Source organism: Streptomyces sp. NPDC001220, from assembly GCF_053597895.1.
The window spans coordinates 97,155-116,921 of the sequence record NZ_JBSFJE010000003.1; the positions used below are offsets into that span (position 1 = coordinate 97,155).

15 protein-coding genes are annotated in these 19,767 nt (G+C 72.2%); 4 read left to right on the plus strand and 11 right to left on the minus strand.

Translation table 11 applies throughout. The features are described 5' to 3' along the window. Nucleotides 1–20: 20 nt before the first annotated feature. Together glpK and ACWDGI_RS08490 are read right to left on the minus strand one after the other, a co-directional pair. The gene (gene glpK, locus ACWDGI_RS08485; protein ID WP_450756696.1) at nucleotides 21–1,550 is read right to left on the minus strand and encodes a glycerol kinase GlpK; all 1,530 of its coding nucleotides are present in this window, start codon (nucleotides 1,548–1,550) and stop codon (nucleotides 21–23) included. Nucleotides 1,551–1,595: 45 nt separating this feature from the next. Next, nucleotides 1,596–2,363, minus strand: a complete 768-nt coding sequence (locus ACWDGI_RS08490) for an IclR family transcriptional regulator (RefSeq protein ID WP_450756698.1) — start codon at nucleotides 2,361–2,363, stop codon at nucleotides 1,596–1,598. Nucleotides 2,364–2,556: 193 nt separating this feature from the next. Here ACWDGI_RS08490 and ACWDGI_RS08495 point away from each other — a divergent pair, with 193 nt between their 5' ends. Beyond that, nucleotides 2,557–2,991 carry an ATP-binding protein gene (locus tag ACWDGI_RS08495; protein ID WP_450756700.1) on the plus strand — a complete coding sequence of 145 codons (435 nt, stop codon included), beginning with the start codon at nucleotides 2,557–2,559 and terminating at the stop codon, nucleotides 2,989–2,991. 65 nt (nucleotides 2,992–3,056) lie between these two features. On the opposite strand, the gene ACWDGI_RS08500 is transcribed toward ACWDGI_RS08495, so the two are convergent. Together ACWDGI_RS08500 and ACWDGI_RS08505 are read right to left on the minus strand one after the other, a co-directional pair. Beyond that, the gene (locus tag ACWDGI_RS08500; RefSeq protein WP_450756702.1) at nucleotides 3,057–4,238 is read right to left on the minus strand and encodes a PP2C family protein-serine/threonine phosphatase; all 1,182 of its coding nucleotides are present in this window, start codon (nucleotides 4,236–4,238) and stop codon (nucleotides 3,057–3,059) included. Nucleotides 4,239–4,330: 92 nt separating this feature from the next. Continuing rightward, the gene (locus ACWDGI_RS08505) at nucleotides 4,331–5,089 is read right to left on the minus strand and encodes an IclR family transcriptional regulator (RefSeq protein WP_450756704.1); all 759 of its coding nucleotides are present in this window, start codon (nucleotides 5,087–5,089) and stop codon (nucleotides 4,331–4,333) included. Nucleotides 5,090–5,243: 154 nt separating this feature from the next. Here ACWDGI_RS08505 and ACWDGI_RS08510 point away from each other — a divergent pair, with 154 nt between their 5' ends. After that, entirely contained in the window at nucleotides 5,244–5,774 is a 531-nt protein-coding gene (locus tag ACWDGI_RS08510) for an SRPBCC family protein (protein ID WP_450756706.1), read from the plus strand. Nucleotides 5,775–5,778: 4 nt separating this feature from the next. On the opposite strand, the gene ACWDGI_RS08515 is transcribed toward ACWDGI_RS08510, so the two are convergent. The 5 genes from ACWDGI_RS08515 to ACWDGI_RS08535 form a co-directional block, all read right to left on the minus strand. Then, nucleotides 5,779–8,595, minus strand: a complete 2,817-nt coding sequence (locus ACWDGI_RS08515; RefSeq protein WP_450756707.1) for an NHLP bacteriocin export ABC transporter permease/ATPase subunit — start codon at nucleotides 8,593–8,595, stop codon at nucleotides 5,779–5,781. A 1-nt stretch (nucleotide 8,596) separates the two neighbouring features. Then, entirely contained in the window at nucleotides 8,597–10,828 is a 2,232-nt protein-coding gene (locus ACWDGI_RS08520) for an NHLP family bacteriocin export ABC transporter peptidase/permease/ATPase subunit (RefSeq protein WP_450756709.1), read from the minus strand. Beyond that, on the minus strand, nucleotides 10,825–11,631 hold the full coding sequence (locus tag ACWDGI_RS08525; protein ID WP_450756711.1) for an HlyD family efflux transporter periplasmic adaptor subunit: 807 nt from the start codon (nucleotides 11,629–11,631) through the stop codon (nucleotides 10,825–10,827). The genes ACWDGI_RS08520 and ACWDGI_RS08525 overlap by 4 nt, the downstream gene beginning before the upstream one ends. Nucleotides 11,632–11,752: 121 nt before the next feature. After that, complete coding sequence (locus ACWDGI_RS08530; RefSeq protein WP_450756712.1) at nucleotides 11,753–11,968, minus strand: type A2 lantipeptide; 216 nt, start codon at nucleotides 11,966–11,968, stop codon at nucleotides 11,753–11,755. 483 nt (nucleotides 11,969–12,451) lie between these two features. Continuing rightward, the gene (locus ACWDGI_RS08535; RefSeq protein ID WP_450756714.1) at nucleotides 12,452–12,859 is read right to left on the minus strand and encodes a thioesterase; all 408 of its coding nucleotides are present in this window, start codon (nucleotides 12,857–12,859) and stop codon (nucleotides 12,452–12,454) included. A gap of 212 nt (nucleotides 12,860–13,071) precedes the next feature. On the opposite strand from ACWDGI_RS08535, the gene ACWDGI_RS08540 reads away from it, so the two are divergent. Beyond that, nucleotides 13,072–14,478, plus strand: coding sequence for a S1 family peptidase (locus ACWDGI_RS08540; RefSeq protein ID WP_450756716.1), 1,407 nt, complete (start codon nucleotides 13,072–13,074; stop codon nucleotides 14,476–14,478). Nucleotides 14,479–14,568: 90 nt separating this feature from the next. Here the strand turns inward: ACWDGI_RS08540 and ACWDGI_RS08545 are convergent, their stop codons facing one another. Then, a complete protein-coding gene (locus ACWDGI_RS08545; protein WP_450757453.1) occupies nucleotides 14,569–16,728 on the minus strand; it encodes a SpoIIE family protein phosphatase in 2,160 nt (719 codons plus the stop codon). 315 nt (nucleotides 16,729–17,043) lie between these two features. On the opposite strand from ACWDGI_RS08545, the gene ACWDGI_RS08550 reads away from it, so the two are divergent. Then, entirely contained in the window at nucleotides 17,044–17,652 is a 609-nt protein-coding gene (locus ACWDGI_RS08550; RefSeq protein WP_450756718.1) for a response regulator transcription factor, read from the plus strand. Nucleotides 17,653–17,659: 7 nt separating this feature from the next. Here ACWDGI_RS08550 and ACWDGI_RS08555 read toward each other — a convergent pair whose 3' ends face one another. Next, entirely contained in the window at nucleotides 17,660–19,630 is a 1,971-nt protein-coding gene (locus tag ACWDGI_RS08555) for an ATP-binding cassette domain-containing protein (RefSeq protein WP_450756719.1), read from the minus strand. Nucleotides 19,631–19,767: the final 137 nt, after the last annotated feature.

Below are 19,767 nucleotides of genomic sequence, written 5' to 3' on the forward strand. Positions count from 1 at the left end.
CAGCACGCCGGGACCGGCGCTCACGGCGGGTCCGGGTCGGCGGATCGCGGCGGCCGGGCCCACCCCAGGGACCGTTCGACGGCCCGCAGCCAGTCGGCGTACTCCGCCTCCCGCCGCTCGGGGTCCATGTCGGGCAGCCACTGCGCGGCCCGGTGCCAGTTGCGGCGCAGGACTTCCAGGTCCGGCCAGTAGCCCGCGGCGAGCCCGGCGGCGTAGGCCGCGCCCAGGGAGACCGTCTCGGCGACCATGGGCCTCACCACGGGCACGTCGAGCACGTCCGCCACGAACTGCATGAGCAGGTTGTCCGCGGTCATGCCGCCGTCCACCTTGAGCTGCCGGAGGGGGACCGGGAAGTCGGCGTTCATGGCGTCGACGACCTCCCGTGTCTGCCATCCGGTGGCCTCCAGGACCGCGCGCGCCAGGTGTCCCTTGGTGATGTACGAGGTGAGTCCGACGATGACCCCGCGCGCGTCGCTGCGCCAGTGCGGCGCGAACAGGCCTGAGAAGGCGGGGACGATGTAGCAGCCGCCGTTGTCCTCGACCGTCCGCGCCAGGGTCTCGATCTCCGGAGCGCTGCTGATCAGACCCAGGCGGTCACGGAACCACTGGACGAGTGCTCCGGTGACGGCGATCGACCCTTCCAGGGCGTAGGCCGGCTGCTGGTCGTCGATCTTGTAGGCGACGGTGGTGAGGAGTCCGTGCCGGGACCGCACGATGTCGCTGCCGGTGTTGAGCAGCAGGAAGCTGCCCGTACCGTACGTGCACTTCGCCTCGCCCGGGGAGAAGCAGGTCTGGCCGAAGAGCGCGGCCTGCTGGTCGCCGAGCGTGGCCGTGATGGCGACACCCGGGAAGAGCGAGCGGGCTTCGCCGTAGGTCTCGGCGGAAGACCTGATCTCGGGCAGCATCGAGCGGGGCACCCCGAAGAAGGCCAGCAGCTCGTCGTCCCAGGTGAGCGTGCGGATGTTCATCAGCATCGTGCGGCTGGCATTGGTGACGTCGGTGATGTGCAGGCCGCCGTCGGCCCCTCCGGTGAGGTTCCAGATCAGCCAGCTCTCCATCGTTCCGCACAGCACCTCGCCGTTCGCGGCGCGCTGCTCGAGACCCTTGACATGGTCGAACAGCCAGCGGATGCGCAGCGCGGAGAAGTAGGTCGACGGCGGCAGACCGCACCGTTCCAGGAAGAACTCCTCGCCGGGGCGCTGTCTCAGCTCCTCGACCAGTGACGCCGTGCGGGTGTCCTGCCAGACGATCGCCCGGCCGAGCGGGGCCCCGGTCCGCCGGTCCCAGAGCACGGTCGTCTCACGCTGGTTGGCCAGGCCGATGGCGGCGATCTGTCCCGTGTCGACACCCGCGCCGCCCAGCGCCTCGGGCCCGATGCGCCGCAGGTTCTGCCAGATCTCGACGGCGTCGTGCTCGACCCAGCCGGGCCTGGGGAAATGCTGCTGATGCTCCTTCTGCGCGACCGAGACCAGTCGGCCGCGGTGGTCGAACAGAATGCATCGGGTCGAGTTGGTGCCCTGATCGATGGACATTACATACCGTTCAGCCATGATCGGGTCTGCCTTCCGACGGGGCGATGGGGCGGCCGGCCAGGCCTACCAGCGGGCGGCTCCCAGATCCTTGGAGATCGCCCGCGCGGCATCACGGGTCAGGTTGATCAGGCTCTGCCGGGGCCGGCCCTGGCTGTCGCAGATCCGATCGACCGGCCCGGACAGCCCGATGGCGCCGACGACGAGGCCGCCGTGCCCCCGGATCGGCGCGGCGAGTCCGGCCTCGCCCATGGTCATCTCCTGGACCTCGGCGGCCCAGCCGAGTTCCCGGACCTCGGCGAGAGCGCGGCCGAGCTGCTCGCGATCGGCCAGGGTGTGCCGGGTGTAGGTCTCCAGCTCCGGATGCCGGTCGGGGTCGATCGTCGCCGTCCCGTAGGCCAGCAGCACCTTGCCGAGGGAGGAGGCGTGCAGGGGCAGCAGAGAGCCCACGTCCAGGGTCTGGAAGGTGTCGTCCGGCCGGAACACGTGGTGCACGACGAGCACGCTGCCTTCCAGGGGCGTCCCCAGGCGAACCGACTCCCCGCTGCGGGCGGCGAGCGCATCGGCCCAGTTCAGGGAGCGGGAGCGCAGCTCGTTGATGTCCAGATAGCTGGTGCCGAGGTGCAGCAGGGCGGCTCCGAGCTGGTATTTCCCGGTCGCCGCGTCCTGCTCGACGAAGTCGACGTGCTGGAGCGTGCGCAGAATGCCGTGGGCTGTGCCCTTGGCCAGTCCGAGCGAGGCCGCCACCTCGCCGAGCCCCAGTCGACGGGGCCCACCGGCGAGCAGGCGCAGAATCGCCGCCGCCCGTTCGATCGACTGGACTGGGCCGGCCATGAAGCGAGCCTATTACCGTCACGGACGCTTCGCTTCACGTGCGGGAGGCCGCCGCCGAGGCATCGGGAAGATCCGCGTTCGGTAATGGCGACCGCCGTTCATTGACCGCCCTGGTTTGAGTCCTTAGCTTGCAATGAGGCCGGAATGCGTGACATATGACGCCGTACCGGTAGACAGACCACCGGGAGAGACCATGGCGGTACAACTCAAGGCGCCCCTTCGGCCGGTATACGAACACGTGTGTCCGGTACCGCCCGTCGCCGGGGCCGTCTCGACCGTGCGCCGACGCGCGGCGGCCGTACTCGCCGACTGGAACGTGTCCGCCGAGATCGTCGAGGACGCACTGCTCGTGGTGTCCGAACTGGTGACCAACGCGATCATCCACGCCTGCCCCCCGGCCGTGCTGCGGCTGTCCTGGGTACCCGGTGACGGTGAGCGCACCCTGCGTATCGAGGTGTCCGACGCGGGGCCCGCGCTCCCCTCGGGGTGGTGCCCTGCCGGGATCGACCCGGACGAGCACGGCCGGGGCGAGACGATCGTCCACGCCCTGGCGGCCCGTCACGGGATACATGTCCACCCCGGCGGGATCACCCGGTGGGCCGACATCGCCCCCGGGCAGGGCCTCTAGACCGCGGCCTCCACCGACATCGCCCCCGGGCAGGGCCTGCACCGACATCGCCCCCGGCAGGGCCTCTAGAGCGCGGCCTCCACCGGGGCCGGCACGGAAATCTGGCCGTCCGCGGTCTGCTTTCGGAGCAGAAGCAGGGCGGCATCGTCGTGCAGGCGGCCGCCCACGTGGGTCAGCAGCTCGTTGTGGAGCGCCGTGAGCATGTGCGCCGGGTCCTCCGACACATGGCGCGCCACGCCTTCGGCCAGCGGATAGAACTCGCGAGCGTGATCGCGGGCCTCGGTGACCCCGTCGGTGTAGAGCAGCAGCTGGTCTCCCACCGTGAAGGACAGGTGCTGGAGGCGGGGCGCCTCACCCGAAAGGGCGCGCAGCCCGAGCGGCGGCGCGGGATGAGCGGGTTCCACCGCCGCGACGTCTCCGGCGGCGGATATCAGCAGCGGAGGAGCGTGTCCGCAGTTGACGACCTCCAGGTCGCCCGACCCGGGGCATCCGGCGACCACGGCGGTGACGAAGTCGTCCGGGCCGAGGTTGCGGGCCAGGCTGCGCTCGATCCTGCCGACGACGGCCAGCAGGTCGGGCTCGTCGTAGGCGGCCTCGCGGAACACCCCGAGCACGAGTGCGGCGGTCCCCACCGCGGGCAGCCCCTTGCCGCGCACGTCGCCGACGATCAGCCTGATGCCGTGCGGGGTGGACACCAGGGCGTAGAGGTCCCCGCCGATCCGGGCCTCCGCGGCCGCGGCACTGTACCGGACCGCCACCTGGAACGGACCGACGGTCTCCGGGACGGGCTGGAGCAGTGCGTGCTGGGCGGCCTCGGCGACCGAGCGTACGGCGGCGAGCACGCGCTCCCGACGGCGACGCAGCCCGCTGGCCAGGGCGCTCGCCGCGGTGACGGCCAGCAGGGCGGACAGTACGGCAGCCACCTCACCAGCCGGAACGTCCTGCTCCATGCCCAGCGTCGAGCCCAGTGCCACGGCGAGGAACCCGACGCCGAGCACACCGCTCGGCCCGTTGGTGGCGGCGGCCAGCGCAGGTCCCGCCGCCAGCAGGGGCAGCCAGATCATCCCCGCCCCTCCGGTGTTGTCGACGAGCACGACGAGCGCGACGACCAGAACCGGCAGCAGGGACAGTCCCGGGACCGGCTGCCCGGTGGCACATCGGCGCCCCGGTCGCCGGGCACCGGGCACACGGTTCCCGAACAGCCGCCTCGACGTGTGTTCGCCGTCGTGATGGGGGGGCTGGCTCATGTTTTCGTCCGCAGTCCTCGCCTGAGTTACATCCGGAATGTCCGTTTCATCAAGCAAACGGGCTGGGCGTGGCAGCCACAAGGAGCGGAATTTCAGATAGTGAGCGAGAGACTTCTGGTCACACGGCTCGCGATCGGGAGCAGGCGTGCCGGAATCTCCCGCAGCTGGGCCTGCCGCTCCACCGGCAGAGAGACGCCGAGCGAACCCAGTATGTCCCCGCAGTACACGGGCACGGCGACGCACACCGTGCCCAGCGCGTACTCCTCGAGGTCCGTGACGGCCGGCGCCGAGGGGGACGACTCGATCCGGCGCAGCAGCTCCGGAACACTGGTGATCGTGCGCGGTGTGAGATCGGGGAGATGGTGCCGGGCCAGATAGTCCCGGCGGGCGTCCGTGCCCAGCTCGCGCAGCACGGACTTGCCGAGCGCGGTGGCATGTCCGGCGTCCTCGAACCCCACCCACAGATCCACCCGCGGAGTACGGGGGCCGTCCACGATCTCGGCGACCCGGATCTCACCGTCCTCGTAGAAGGTGAGATAGGCGGCGGCGGACAGCTCGTCCCGCAGGGCGGCGAGCGCCGGACGGACCCGGCTCAGCAGCGTCTGCACGTGGCCCGCCGAATACAGGGACTCCACCTTGTCGCCCAGGATGAAGCCGCCGTCGTCCAGTTTCCGCACATACCCGTCGTGCACCAGCGTGCGCAGCAGGTGGTAGGCGGTGGCCAGGGGCAGCTCCGTCTCGCGTGCCAGCTGTTTCGCCGGCGCGCCGTTCTCGTGCGCACTCACCGCCTCCAGCAGGCGCAGAGCCCGCTGCACGGACGCGATGAGAGTGGGGCCGTCCTGAGCGCCCATGGGACCAGACTGCGCCGGGCACGTGGCACGGGCAAGGCAGGGATTCCCACGCGGCGGCGGCGAGGCCCCGCACGCGGTCCGGACCGGGGATGTTACCCGCAGGTCAGAGCGGGAATACGGAAGCGAGCGCACACTCCTCGAAGGACTGATCCCCATGGCCGCCGAACTCACCGGCACCTATGTCACCCTCGACGACGGCAGGCCCGCCGTCCGATTCACCCGTACCTACGACCACCCCGCCGAGCGCGTCTGGTGGTTCGTCACCGACCCGGACGAGTCCGCCCACTGGTTCCCGTCGCGCCTGGACATCGAGCCGCGCGACGGCGGCACCGTCCGGTTCAGCGGCGACCCCCGCCAGGCGAACGCCACGGGCACGGTGCTCGCCGCCGACCAGCCGCGGCACCTGTCCTTCACCTGGGGCGGCGACGAGCTGCGCTTCGACCTGAAGGCGCTGGACGAGAAGCGCACCCGCTTCACCCTGACCCAGGTGCTGGCCGAGGAGAACGCGGCCGCCCGCAACGGCGCCGGCTGGGAGGTGTGCCTGCTCGCCCTGGACGCCCTGGCCCGCGGCGAGGGACACGCGGGTCCGCACTCCGAGGACGCCGCCGACTGGCGGGAGTTCTACGACGCCTATCTGGACGCCGGGATCCCCTCCGGCGCCCCCATCCCCGGCCTCGACGCCTGACCGGTCACGCCAGCTGCCGCCGCACCAGCTCGTGCAGCCGCCCGCCGGTGTCGGCGAGCAGCTGGGCCGGCGGGCCCTGCTGGGCGACCTTGCCGTCCTCCATCACGACCACCCGGTCGGCGTCCATGACCGTCGACAACCGGTGGGCGATCACGATCCGGGTGGCGTTCAGCTTGCGAGTGCTCTCGATGACCGTGCGCTGGGTGTCGTTGTCCAGGGCGCTGGTGGCCTCGTCGAAGAAGAGGATGCGGGGCCGCCGGATCAGCGCCTGGGCGATCATCAGCCGCTGCCGCTGGCCGCCCGAGATCGCCCCGCTCCCGGCGACGATCGTGTGCAGCCCCATCGGCATCCGCTTGATGTCCTCGGCGAGGCCCGCCATCTCGGCCGCCGCCATCGCCTCCTCGGGCGTGTACGGCTCGGTGCCGCAGATGACGTCCAGGATCGAGCCGGTGAACGGCTGCGCGTGCTGGAGCACCACCCCGCACTGCCGGCGCACCGCGGACTGGTCGAGCGCGCCCAGGTCCTGGCCGTCGTACAGCACGCTCCCCGAGACCGGCTTGTCGAAGCCGATCAGCAGCCGCAGCAGCGTCGACTTGCCGCAGCCGCTGGGGCCGACGACCGCCACGAACTCGCCCGGCCGTACCTCGAAGGAGACGTCGTCGAGGACGAGCGGACCGTCGTCGGAGTACCGGAACGAGAGCCGGCGGGCCTCGATGCCGCCGGACAGCGGGCCGGGGCGGGTGCTGGCGGTGCGCACCTCGGGGGCGGCCTCCAGGACCGGCTTGATCTCCTCGAACAGCGGCAGCGCGGCCACCGCCGACACGAAGGAACCGGTCAGCTGGGTGACCGCGGTGAGCAGCATCGTCACCGACGTGTTGAAGGTGAGGAAGGCCGCCGCGTCCATGGCGCCCTTCGCCGGGCCCGCGAGCAGCATGAACATCAGCAGGGTGCAGACCGGGAGGTAGACCGAACCCAGCACGCTGGTGAGGTTCTTGATCCTTCCCACCTTCTGCTGGAGCTCACGACTGCGCGCGAACTCGCCCGCCCAGGCCGCGTACGCGTAGTTCTCGGCCGCCGCCACCCGCAGCTTGGGCAGGCCCCGCAGGGTCTGGAAGGCCTGGTTGTTCAGCTTGTTGCCGAGCACCACGAGCTTGCGCTGCCAGCGCACCTGCCACAGCCCGAGCCCGAGGAACAGCGCGCCGATGACGACGAGCATGCCGAGCGCCGCCAGCGCCATCGGGACGCTGAACCAGAACAGCAGGCCCAGGTTCATCGCGCCGACCGTCACCGACTGGGCGACCACCGGGCCGACGCCCGCCAGCAGCCGGCGGATCGCGCTGATACCCATCGCCGCGCTGGCCAGCTCACCGGTCGAGCGCTGGGTGAAGAACTTCGTGGGCAGCCGCAGCAGCCGGTCCCACACGGCCGGCTGGAGGGTCGCCTCGATCCGGCCCTCCAGGCGGAGGATGGTGAGGTTCTCCAGAAGCGTGAACGCGGCCGACACCACCGCGCTGATCATCACCGCCAGACAGACCTGCACGATCAGGTTCGTCTGGGCCTTCGGTACGTACTCGCCCAGCACCTTGCCGGTCGCGATCGGCACCAGTGAGCCGATCGCGACGGTCACCAGCCCCGCCAGGAGCAGACCGCCGAGGTCGCCGCGGGTGCCGCGCAGGCTGAACCGGAGCAGGCCGAGCGGGGTGAGCGCCTTGTCGGGCAGCGGGCGGTAGAACATCACCGCGCGCGGCTCGAACTCCGCCGCGTTCGCCTTCTCGATCGGCGTCTCCCGGCCGGTCGCCGGATGCACGGCGACATAGCCGCCGCGCCGCCACAGCAACGCGACCGGGGCGCCGGACAGCGCGCGATGACCGACGAGCGGTCCCACGTTCTCCCGCCACCAGCGACCGTCCAGGCGTACCGCCCGGACACGCACCCGGGACGCCAGGGCCACCCGCTCGACCGGATCGACACGGTCGCTCTCGGTGCCGCTCTGCGCGGGCTCGGCGAGGGTGATGCCCGCCGCCTGGGCGACGAGCCTGCAGGCCGCGTAGGAAGCGTCGGCATCGGCGGCGGTCGTACGCTTGGCCGCCTTGCCGATGGAGGCCAGCAGCGTCCGGTCGGCCTGGGCGCGGACCGCCTCACCGGCCTTGATGCCGGCCGCGGTGCGGGTCTCGTGGGTGCGCTCCAGCTGCTCGATCCACCGGTCAAGGGTGGTGAGCAGCCGGTACTGCTGGTCGACCATGCTCTGCCACAGGGCGGGGTCCATCAGCAGGTCGGCGGCCGCCTCCGCGCCGTACTGCGATCCGTACTGCACGCTGCCCGGCGGCACCTGCATCCAGAAGACGTCGTCGTCGGTGGGGGCCGCGGCGCGCTCGCCGGCGGCCATCGGGGCCTGGAAGAGGATCGACAGGCCGCGGCCGACGCCCAGTGCCAGCGCGTACTCCAGGGGGCTGGTGGTCGGCGGCACGTACTGCGGGTTGCCGTACTCGTCGTAGGACCAGGTCTGGGTGGCGGCGGGCTGGTACAGCTCGCGCAGGCCGATGCGGTGGACCACGCAGTCCCGCAACGGGCGGGCCACCAGGGTGTGCTGGGGTCCGGCGACCGGACCGAGCAGCAGCGCGCCCGCCTCCAGCCGGCCCAGGTGGTGCCACTGGCCCTGCTGTTCGGCGTCCACCGCGAACAGGTCCAGGGCGCCGGACACCACCAGCCACAGCACCTGCGGCCCTTCGAGGTCCAGCCGGTTGAAACCGGTGCAGTCGATCCGGGCGCCCAGTGAGCCGAGCGCGCCGAGCACGAGGTCGCCGTCGTCTGCGGTCGTCATCTCATCGCTCCCTGACCAGCGCGGCGTACGCCCCGCCGTGTGCCACCAACGCGTCGTGCCGCCCGCGCTCCACGATCGTGCCGTGCTGGAGCACGACGATCTCGTCGCTGTCGCGGACCGTGCTCAGCCGGTGCGCGATCACCACACAGGCACAGCCGCGCCGGCGCAGGTTGTCCATGACGGTCAGCTCGGTCTCCGCGTCCAGCGCGCTGGTCACCTCGTCGAGCACGAGGATGCTGGGCCTGCGCACCAGCGCCCGCGCGATCTCCAGGCGTTGGCGCTGGCCGCCGGAGAAGTTACGGCCGTCCTGCTCGACCCTGCTGTGGATGCCGCCGGGCCGGCGCGTCACCACGTCGTACAGGGCCGCGTCCCGCAGCGCCTCCACCACCGCCTCGTCCGGGATCGACGGGTCCCACAGCGCCACGTTGTCGCGCACCGAGCCCTCGAAGAGGAAGACGTCCTGGTCGACGAAGGAGACGGAGGCGGCGAGCGCGCCGCGCGGGATGTCCTCCAGGCGCTGCCCGTCGATGCGGATCACGCCCTCCCAGGGGGCGTACAGGCCCGAGATCAGCCGGGAGACCGTCGACTTGCCGCTGCCCGAGCCGCCCACCAGGGCCACCTGGCGGCCGGGGCCGACGGTCAGGTCGAAGCCGGTGAGCAGCGGCTTGTCGAGTGGGCTGTAGCCGAAGGTGATGTTCTCCAGCTCGACGTGGCCGTGCAGCCGCCGGGTGGAGTCGCCGGCGCCGGGACGGGCGTAGATCGGGTCGGCCTGGAAGCTCTCCACGTCCTTCAGACGGGCCACGTCCGCCGCGAAGTCCTGGATCCGGCCCGCGACGCCGTTCAGCCGGGTGAGCGGTGCGGTGAAGCGGGTGACCAGGGACTGGAAGGCGACCAGGAGGCCGACCGAGATACCGCCCTCGACCGCGCGCATGCCGCCGATCCACAGGATCAGCGCGCTGTTGAGGGTGGCGAGCGTCGGGGCCACCACCCCGAGCCAGGCGCTGGGCACCCCGAGCCGCTGCTGTTCCTCCAGCGTGCTCGCGTGCTGCCCGGCCCACTTGCGGAAGTAGCCGTCCTCGCCGCCGGTCGCCTTCATCGTCTCGATCAGCTGGAGGCCGGTGTAGGAGGTGTTGGTGAGCCGGGCGGTGTCCGCGCGCAGCTTGGCGGTCCGGGTCGCGCGCAGCCGTACGACGAACCGCATCGCCACGATGTTCAGCAGGGCCACACCGATGCCGAGGTAGGTGAGCTGGGCGTCGTAGGTGTAGAGGAGCACCGCGTAGAGGATGACGACCACCGCGTCCACGCCGGCCGCCGCGAGGTCACGGGCCAGGGTCTCGGCGACCTGGTCGTTGGACTGCAGGCGCTGGACCAGGTCGGCCGGGCTGCGCTGGGAGAAGAAGGTCACCGGCAGCCGCAGCAGATGGCGCAGGAAGCGGGCGCTGGACAGGGTGGAGGAGACGATCCGGCCGTGCAGCAGGTTCGCCTGTTGCAGCCAGGTCAGGGCCAGGGTGAGCAGGACACAGGTGCCCATCGCGGCGAACAGCACGCCGAGCAGCGAGGTCTGGCCGCCGATGAGGAACATGTCGATGTACTGGCGGCTGAGCGCGGGCACCGCCGCGCCCACGACCACCAGCAGCAGGCTGGCCAGCACCGCCGCCGGCATGGTGCCCGCGGTGCCGCGCAGCCGGGCCGGCATCGCGCCGAGGACACCGGGCTTGCGGCCGCCCCGCTCGAAGCCGTCGCCCGGCTCCAGGACCAGCACGACGCCGGTGAAGCTGCCGTCGAACTCCTCCATGGGCACGAACCGGCGGCCCTTGGCGGGGTCGTTGACGAAGACGCCGCGGCGGCCGAAGCGGCGGCCCATGCCGTCGTAGACGACGTAGTGGTTGAACTCCCAGAACAGGATCGCCGGGGCCTGCACGTCGGCGAGGGCGGCCAGGTCCATCTGCATGCCCTTGGCGGTGAGGCCGTAACTGCGCGCCGCCTTCAGCAGGTTGCTGGCGCGCGAGCCGTCGCGGGAGACACCGCAGGCGATCCGCAGCTCCTCCAGCGGGACATGGCGGCCGTAGTGGCCGAGGACCATGGCGAGAGAGGCGGCGCCGCACTCGACGGCCTCCATCTGCAGCACGCTGGGGGTGCGGACCGTGCGGCCGCGGCCCTTGGGCACCGGTCGCTTGGGCGGCGCGGCGCGCCGGCGGCCGCGGGTCTCCTGGGTCTCCTGGGCGGTGGTCACGGGAGCAGCCAATCGACGGGGTGCTGGTCGGCCAGCCGGATCGCACCCGAGGCCAGGGTCATGGAGTCGAGCGTGAACGGCGGTCCGTCCGCCGAGGACCACTTGTAGCCGCTCTTCGTCTTCCTCGACGGGTCCAGCCGGACCAGGACCGCCACCGGGCGGCCCTTCTTGCTGAACTGTTCGCCGAGCTGGCTGTCGCCGAGGAACGCGGAGATCGACTGGGCCGACTGGGCGGCGCGGTCCACCGACTTCACATGGCCGCGCAGCACTCCGTACTCCTGTGTCGACACCGAGGACACGGTCAGGTCGACCGGGGCGTTCGCGGGGATGGCGGAGGCGTTCTCGGCGGGGACGTAGACCGTCGCGTAGAGCGGGTCCGAGGTGTGTGCGATCTTCTCCACGGCGGCGACGTTCGCGCCGGTCTGGATGATCTGCCCGATGGTGGCCGCGAGTGCGCTGATGCGGCCCGCGGCGACGGTGCGCACCACCGAGTCGCCCTGGCTGGTGTGGACCTTCAGGACGGGGGCGTCGGCCGGCAGGCGTTCGCCCTGTCGTGCGAGGACGGCCGTGACCTGCCCGGCGACCGGGCTCTGCAGGATGTAGCTGCCCTGACCATGGGTCAGGATGGCCTGCGCGCTCACCGTGGAGGCGACCGAACCGGTCACCGCCCACACCGAGGCGGCCGCCATCACGACGACCGAGACGGACAGCGCGAGCCAGCCCTGCGGACGGGCGAAACGCACCGGAAGATCGAGCTCCTCCGGCGACTGGAGCTTGGCGAGGGCCTGTTGGCGGAACTGCACGGAACTTCCCTCACCTGTGGGAGAGACGCTGGTGAAAGGGGTGTCTCGGGGGGTGCCTCAAAACACCCGAGAGCCCCGGGGCCGGGGTACGGCTCCGGGACTCAGCGGCAACGAGGTGCGGTCAGAGACCGGCGACCAGGTTGGTGACCGGCTGGGTGTTGAGGCCGGTGACACCCTCGACGGTGCCGACAACCGTGTTGACCAGGCCGGAAACCGGGGCAACGCCGTCCACCAGGCCGGTGACGGTGCCGACGGCGTTCAGGGCCAGACCGCCGGAGACGTTGTCGAGCTCGGCGTCGGAGATCTCGACGGTCTCAACCTGGGGGGTGGAGTTCATGATGGAACTTCCCTTCATATGGATATTCACAAGGGGGAGAGCGGCCCCCCAACGGCCCTATGGGGACAGTACGGATGGCCGCGACCGCAGGCGCCGGGCGCCCGTCTCCGGGAGACCGTGGCGACCCCGCGGTGCGATGGATCAAAGCACGCCCGCGGTCCACGCATCCAATCAACCATGCGTCTCACCTGGGCACTTGTGTCCCACAGGGGCTTATCCGTGCAGGCGCGGGCACGTCTTGTCGGCGACTCCTTCACACACCGCACGACTTCACCGCTGCCGCACGGCTTGCCCGGTCGGCGGCGAATCCGGCACTCCGCCCCAAAGGCACGGTAGGGGGCGCGGGATTGTGCAGATATGCCGCTCCCCGTGACTTGCTTGGGTATTGGATGTGCAGATTCCCTGAAGCAAGGATTCCGGTACGTGATCGCTACGGACCGTGAGTGATCGAACGCCGATCGTGTCGGTTCGGGGTGCGGGTGTTCACCCCAGGAGTGCGTAGACCGTGCTCGCCCGGACCGCCGGCGCCCCCGACCGCCCGTCGCTCATCGTGATGCCGGCGAACGCCGTCCGGTGCCCGGGTTCGGCGAGCACCGCTTCGATCAGGACATCCGAACCGGTCACCGCGCGCTGGAACGACGTCGACTGCTGAACCGTCGTCACCGGCACGGAGTCGCACCGGTTCACCGGGGCCGCGATCGCCGTCGCCGTGTCGGCCGCCGCCGTCAGCGCCTGCCCCGACAGGCCGCCGCCCTCCCGGGACAACCGGTCCGACCAGGGCAGACGCAGTACTGCCCGGTCCTCGCCCACCGCCTCGACGAACAGCCCCGGACCGAACACCCGGGGGGCGAAGCCGACGGAGAGGATCCTGTCGGCTTCGGTGGTGGTCATCGCCGTATGAGGGATTGTTCCCGGGCCCGCGGCACGGCACGCGCCACCGGCCCGGGACCCGCGCGGCGTGGCCGATTCGCCTTCGGTCAAAGGAAGTCAAGAAACGGAATTGAACGCACCACGTGACCCGCCCGTACCTATGGCCATCCAGGCGCCGCTCACGAACGACTGCCCGAACAGGGCAGACACTCCGTCCTTGGAGGTCGAGAAGTTTGAGTCACAAGCGAATTCCGAAGCGCAAGGCCGCTATCGCGGTGGGCGGTGTCGCGGCGCTCGGAGCCGCGGCCTTTCTGCTGCCGATGGCCAACGCGTCCCAGGACAACGCCTCCGGCGCCACCGCTCCCAAGACGCTCAAGTCGGCGACCGACGCCTCGGATCTTGCCACGCAGCTCAAGGGCCTGCTCGGTCAGGCCTTCGCCGGTTCCTACTACGACAGTGGCAAGCAGCAGCTCGTCGTCAACGTCGTCAACGGCGACGACAACATAGCCGTCCAGGCGGAGAAGGCCGGCGCGGTCGTCCGCCAGGTGCAGAACAGCAACTCCGAGCTGGCGGCGGTCGCCGGCACCCTGAAGACCAAGGCGACCATCCCGGGCACCGCCTGGGCCGTCGACCCGAAGACCAACAAGGTCGTGGTCACCGCCGACAGCACCGTCACCGGCACCAAGTGGGACACGCTGGAGTCGACGGTGCAGAGCCTCGGCTCGAACATGGCGACCCTCAAGAAGTCGTCGGGCACCTTCAAGCCCCTCGTCTCCGGCGGCGACGCCATCTTCTCCCAGGTCGCCGACGGCACCGTGCGCTGCTCCCTCGGCTTCAACGTGACCGCCTCGGACGGCAGTCCCGCCTTCCTGACGGCCGGTCACTGCGGTGTCGCGGCCAAGGACTGGTCCGACTCCGAGACCGGCCAGCCGATCGCCACCGTGGACCAGGCCCAGTTCCCCGGCAACGGCGACTTCTCGCTCGTCAAGTACAACGACGCCACCACCCAGGCGCCGAGCGAGGTCAACGTCGGCAACGGCCAGACCGTCGCCATCAACCAGGCCGTCGACGCCACCGTCGGCGAGACCGTGTTCCGGATGGGCTCCACGACCGGTCTGCACGACGGTCAGGTCACCGGCCTCGACGCCACCGTGAACTTCCAGAGCGAGACCGACCCCAACGGCGTCGACACCGTCACCGGTCTCATCCAGACCAACGTCTGCGCCGAGGCCGGCGACAGCGGCGGCTCGCTGTTCACCCAGGACGGCGGCGCGGTCGGCATGACCTCCGGCGGCAGCGGCGACTGCACCTCCGGCGGCGAGACCTTCTTCCAGCCGGTGACCACCGCCCTCCAGGCGACCGGCGCGACCCTCGGTGACGCGGGCGCGGGCGCGGGCGCCGGTGACGCCGGTGCCACCGCCGACCCGTCCGCCACGGCCGGCGCCGGCGACCAGGCCGGCGGCGACCAGGTCGGCGGCACCGCCGACCCGTCCGCGACGGCCGGTGACCAGAGCGGCGTGGGCGACCAGACCGGCACGGGCGACCAGACGGGCACCGGCGACGAGACCGGCACCGGTGACCAGTCCGGGACCGGTGCGAACGACGGCTCGTCGGTCAACGACGGTTCGTCGTCCCACTGACCCACCGCCAGTCCCGCAAGCGGTTCCGGCCGGTGGTGGACGGTCCGGCCCTCCGGCGGGAGGGCCGGACCGCATCGCACCCCGCGGCCGTCAGCCGACGGGACATGCTCTGAGCAAGAGCACCGCAACGTCGTCGACACGCTCCTGCGCCGCCGCACTGTGCCGCACGAGCGTGTCGGCGAGCTTGTCCAGCGGCTGGTCGCCGTTCTCCGCGAGCAGTTCGCCCAGATCGACCAGCGCGTCCTCGATGTCCACACCGGGCGACTCGACCAGCCCGTCGGTGTAGAGGGCGAGCACCGAGCCCGGCGCCAGCGACACCTCGGTGGTCGGGTACGTCGCCTCCGCGTCGATGCCGAGCAGTGGGCCGCCGGCCAGGTCGAGCACGCGCACCCGCCCGTCCGGTCGCCTCAGCAACGGCGGCGGATGCCCGGCCCGGGCCATCACCGCCCGCCCCCGCTCCGGATCCAGCCGCAGATACAGGCAGCTCGCGAACAGATCCGCCCCGAGGTCGATGAGGAGCCGGTTGGTGCTCCGCATCACCTCCTCCGGCGCCTGCCCGACGGTCGTGAAGGCCCGAACCCCGGTGCGGATCTGGCCCATCAGCCCGGCCGCCGTCACGTTGTGCCCCTGGACGTCCCCGATCACCGCCGCCGCCAGCGGCCGGGTCGGCACCAGGTCGTAGAAGTCGCCGCCGATCTCCATGCCGTGCATGGCCGGCAGATAGCGCGCGGCCGCCTCGATGCCGGCCGGCGGGGTCAGGGAGTGCGGCAGCAGGGCCGCCTGGAGTCCGTGCGCCAGCTGGTTCTTCGCGTCGTAGAGCAGGGCCCGTTCCAGCGCCTGCGCGATCAGCCCGCCGAGACTGGTCAGCACCGCGCGCTCGTCCGCGGGAAAGGCATGCGGCTCGGCATAGGCGAGGACACAGGTGCCCACCGGCCGGCCCGACGCGATCAGCGGCAGATACGCCCAGGCGGCGAACCCGTCCGGGGCCTCGTCGCGGCCCGGATACAACCGCTCCAGCTGCTGCTTCGACTCGAAGAACGCGGGCACGCCGGTGTTCAGGACATGGGTGCCGGGTGTCCGTTCGGCCAGGGGCAGGCCGTCGAAGCGCTCCACGGTCCGTGGATCGTCGTACCCCCGCTGTCCGAGGACGTGCAGCCGTCCGCCCCGGGACCCGAGGACCACCAGGGCCTGGCTGCCGACGGCCGGGGCCACCTCGTCGGCCACCAGCTGCACCACGTCCTGTACGCCGACGGCCTCCGTGAGCGCCCCGGCCAGGCTCAGCACCTGCGAGATGGTGACCAGCCGGGAACCGGGCGCCGCGTCCGCACGCGGCAGCCCGCCCACCATCTCGGCGACCGCCCGCGCCCGGCTGATCCGGGTGGTCAGCCCGGCCCTGCTCGGATACATCCGGAACGACAGCCAGTCGCCCGGCGGCTTCAGCGCCACGAACGACGTCACATGCTGGCTGATCAGCGCCGCCCGGTAGCGGTCCTCGTACATCGGGTCGTTCAGCCAGGGCACCGACACCCACGGCTGGGTGCCGAGGAGATCGCCGACCTGGACGCCGAGCAGCTCGGCCGCCGCCGGGTTGGCGAAGGCGACCCGCCCGTGCAGATCGAGCGAGACCAGCCCGTACGGCAGCCGCGCCACCATCCGCGCCGCCTCCACCGTGCCCAGCGTGCCCGCCACCCCGGAGGCCGGCGCCGCCAGCAGATCCGGCTCGGCCCGCGGCGCACGGTGGTCCCGGGTGGCCCGTGCCAGCCGCTTGGCCAGCCGGTCCGCCGCCGAGGTCAGCTCCGCCCGCTCGCGGTCGGAGAGCACCGTCGGATGCGAACCGGGCCAGGTCACGTACAGCGCCCCGTACACGGTGTCCGCCGTCGCCACGGGCAGCGCGGCGAGCGCGAACGGATAGGGCAGCACCACCGCGATCCGCGGATACCGGCGCGCCATGTCCTCCTCGCCGCCCACCCACACCAGGCGCCGCTCGCGTACCGCCTCCGCCACCGGGATCGGTGTGCTCAGCCCGACCCGCTCCCAGGGCGCCACGAAGGCCCGGGGCAGCCCCGCCGTCACCGCCATCTCCAGGACCGGCTCGTCGGCGGCGAGGAGGTAGATCGCGCCGGAGTGTGCCCTGACCTCCTCCAGCAACGAGGCCAGCGCGAACGACAGCAGCGGCGGCCGGCCGGACCGGGTCGCGTCGGCCGCCGTGCCTTCCCGGCCCGGCGCCACCGGCGCGGGAGGGGCCCCCATCCTGTCGGACACGCCCGACCACCTCCTCGTCCGGCCGCGCGTCACGTCCTCGGGGTCAAGACTCCCTCGTAGTGGCGACCGGTGCACGGCGGGAGCGGCACAGAACCCCGCGCCCGGGCCGCCTCCGCGTACCCCGTTCGCCCCGGCACATGCCCCCGCAGCCGAAGCGCGCGGCGGCGTAACTGCGCCGGGCGTGCGCCCCCGCGCACCTTGATGGCCGGAACTTCGTGCCCATGAACGGTCGCGGACGCCAAGAATGGGGCACGCGTTCAACACCATGAACCGAAGAGCCGAAGTAGGGCTGAGGGGGCGGCGGTGATCCGGGTACTTCTGGTGCACGACGCGTGTCTGGTGAGGTCGGTCCTGGCGGAGTGGTTACGCCGGGAACCGGGGCTCCGCGTGGACGACACGCCGTGGCACAGCGCACGGGGACGGGTCCGGGCGGTCCGGCCGGACGTGTGCGCGGCGGACCTCGACAGCTCCGGCACCCACGGTGTGCCACCACTGGCCGACCTGCGTCCGGTGGACCCCGGCGTCAGCCCGCCGCGGCTGGTCGTGCTTGCCGGTGCGAACAGACCCGGATTGCTGAAACGGGCCGCCGAGGCGGGGGCGCTGGGCTACGTCGACAAGGAAGGCGCGCCGGAACGGCTGGTGCGGGCGATCCGGTGCGCCGCCGAGGGGGAACGTTTCGTCGACGACTCGCTGGGCTTCGGATTCCTCAAGGCCTCCGAGATCCCGCTCACCAGACGGGAGCTGAGCGTGCTGGAGCTGGCGGCCGGCGGGGCGTCCATCGCGGAGATAGCCGGGAGCCTGCACCTGTCCCACGGGACGGTCCGCAACTACATGGCGGCGATCACCCGCAAGACCGGCGCCCGCAACCGCGTCGACGCGATCCGGATCTCCCAGGGCGAGGGCTGGCTGTGAACCCTGTTCAGCGGGGCGCGGGCGGCCGGGCCGGAGCCACCAGGTCCTGGTAGAGGGCGCAGGTGCGCAACAGCTCCTCGTGGGTGCCGTACGCGGTGCGCGGGCCGTCCATCACCAGGATCCGCTCGGCGCGGCCGGCGGAGGAGATCCGGTGCGCGACCACCACCAGGCTGCCGCCGGGCCGTCGGGCGAAGGCGCGCTCGGCACGGGCCTCGGCCTCCGGGTCGAGATGGCAGGTGGCCTCGTCGAGCAGGGCGAGCGGCGCGGGGGAGAGGTAGGCGCGGGTGAGCGCGATCAGCTGCCGCTCGCCCGCCGACAGCTCCGCCGGGTGGACCGGGGCGTCCGGGCCGCCGCACCGGTCCAGAAGCGGGGTCAGCCCGACCGCCTCGGCGGCGGCCAGCAGCTCCGGCTCCGGGACGGGGTCCGCCCGCAGCAGCCCGAGGTTCTCGGCGAGGGTGCCGGTGTGGACGTACGCCTCCTGCGGGATCAGCACCCTCAGCGCGGCCGCCCGGGCCCCGGGCACGGGGTGCCCGCACACCCGGATCTCGCCGTGGGCCGGGGTCAGCAGCCCGGCGGCCACCGCGGTGAGCGTCGACTTGCCGATCCCGCTCGGCCCCACGACGGCGAGGTGACCGCCGTGCGCGACACACAGGTCGAGCCCGTCGAGGACAGGGGTACTCGCCGGCCCGTAGGCAAAGCCGACCGCGGCGAGGGCGAGCGCGGGGACGCCGGCGCCCGGGAGCCCGGAGCCTGGGACGCCGGCGACCTTGACAGACGTGCCGGCGTCCGTAGCGCCAGAGACTTTGGCGGATGTGCTGGGGTCCGGGGTGCCAGGGGCTTTGGCGGATGTGCTGGGGTCCGGGGTGCCAGGGGCTTTGGCGGATGTGCTGGGGTCCGGGGTGCCAGGGGCTTCGGTCGATCTGCCGGAGTCCGGGGTGCCGGGGGTCTTGGCGGGTGGGTCGGCATCCGGGACACCGGCGGCCCCCACGGGCCTACCGGCGTCCGGAGCAGCCGGATCCTCGTGGGACGTGTCGGAGGCCGCGGTGTCGGCGGCGTCGGCGGGGGCGCCGGATTCCGGGGGTGGGCGGAGTCTGCGCAGCACCACCGTGAGGCGGGCTCCGCTGGTGCCCAGGCCGTGTACGAGGTTCTGCAGGGCGGGCAGCAGGGACTGGGTGACGTAGGCGAGTGCGCCGACCAGGGCACCCGCGGTCACGCCGTGGGCGAGCAGCCAGGGGGCGGTGGCGAGCAGCAGCACCAGGGGCAGCTGGCCGCCTACCGCCAGGGCCGCCACCCGTACGACACTCCACCGGGCCAGCGCCCTCGCGGCCCGGAACTCGCCGTCGACGCGCTCCCCGACACGCTCGGCCACGTACTCCTCGGCGCCCGCCGCCGTGACGTCCCGCAGCCCCGGGCACACCTCGCCCAGTTCTGCCGCGAGGGCCTCGTCGGCGACCAGGAAGGCCTCCTGCCTGCGGGCCAGCGGGCGCAGGGTCGCCGCGAACAGGCCCAGGCCGGCGAGGAGCGGGGGCACGACGACCAGCAGCAGCGGCGGTGCGAGGGCGCAGAGCCCGGTGAGGGCGCCGGCGACCGTGAACACGAACGAACGGGACACCATCACCAGCCCCGCCAGGGTGTCCCGGGCGATCTCCACCTGCTGGGTCAGCCCCGACAGCGCCCCTCGGTCCCCGTCCCGCACCCCGCGCGCCACCACCCCCGCCACCAGCCGGTCCCGCACCGGCTCCACCAGGTCGGCGACCACCCCGTACACCCGGCGGGTCCCGAACGCCCCGACACCCACGCCGAGCGCGGCCGCCACGAGCCACCGCAGCCCGGTCTCGGCGTCCCCGGCCAGGAACCCGGCGTCCAGCGCGCGGGCCAGGGCGTACCCGAGCAGGAAGGTCTGCCCGGCCTCCAGCACGGACCAGAACGCGAGCCGCGCCAGCACGGCCCGACGCACCTGGAACAGCCGGCCGGTCACGTCGAGGGCTCCGCGCTCACGGGCATCCGAACGCGGCCGGGCGCCCGGAGGGGTCGGCCGGTCATCGTGTGGGCTGTTCGGCCGGTCGTGTCTCGGACGCGGCCGTGCGCCCGGAGGGGTCGGCCGGTCATCGTGTG

Coding starts and splice junctions, on each gene's coding strand:
- ACWDGI_RS08500 (WP_450756702.1), bottom strand. CDS start 4,238: ATGAGCCAGCCCCCCCATCACGACGGCGAACACACGTCGAGGCGGCTG.
- ACWDGI_RS08535 (WP_450756714.1), bottom strand. CDS start 12,859: ATGACCACCACCGAAGCCGACAGGATCCTCTCCGTCGGCTTCGCCCCC.
- ACWDGI_RS08545 (WP_450757453.1), bottom strand. CDS start 16,728: ATGGGGGCCCCTCCCGCGCCGGTGGCGCCGGGCCGGGAAGGCACGGCG.
- ACWDGI_RS08515 (WP_450756707.1), bottom strand. CDS start 8,595: ATGACGACCGCAGACGACGGCGACCTCGTGCTCGGCGCGCTCGGCTCA.
- ACWDGI_RS08495 (WP_450756700.1), top strand. CDS start 2,557: ATGGCGGTACAACTCAAGGCGCCCCTTCGGCCGGTATACGAACACGTG.
- ACWDGI_RS08510 (WP_450756706.1), top strand. CDS start 5,244: ATGGCCGCCGAACTCACCGGCACCTATGTCACCCTCGACGACGGCAGG.
- ACWDGI_RS08505 (WP_450756704.1), bottom strand. CDS start 5,089: ATGGGCGCTCAGGACGGCCCCACTCTCATCGCGTCCGTGCAGCGGGCT.
- ACWDGI_RS08530 (WP_450756712.1), bottom strand. CDS start 11,968: ATGAACTCCACCCCCCAGGTTGAGACCGTCGAGATCTCCGACGCCGAG.
- glpK (WP_450756696.1), bottom strand. CDS start 1,550: ATGGCTGAACGGTATGTAATGTCCATCGATCAGGGCACCAACTCGACC.
- ACWDGI_RS08490 (WP_450756698.1), bottom strand. CDS start 2,363: ATGGCCGGCCCAGTCCAGTCGATCGAACGGGCGGCGGCGATTCTGCGC.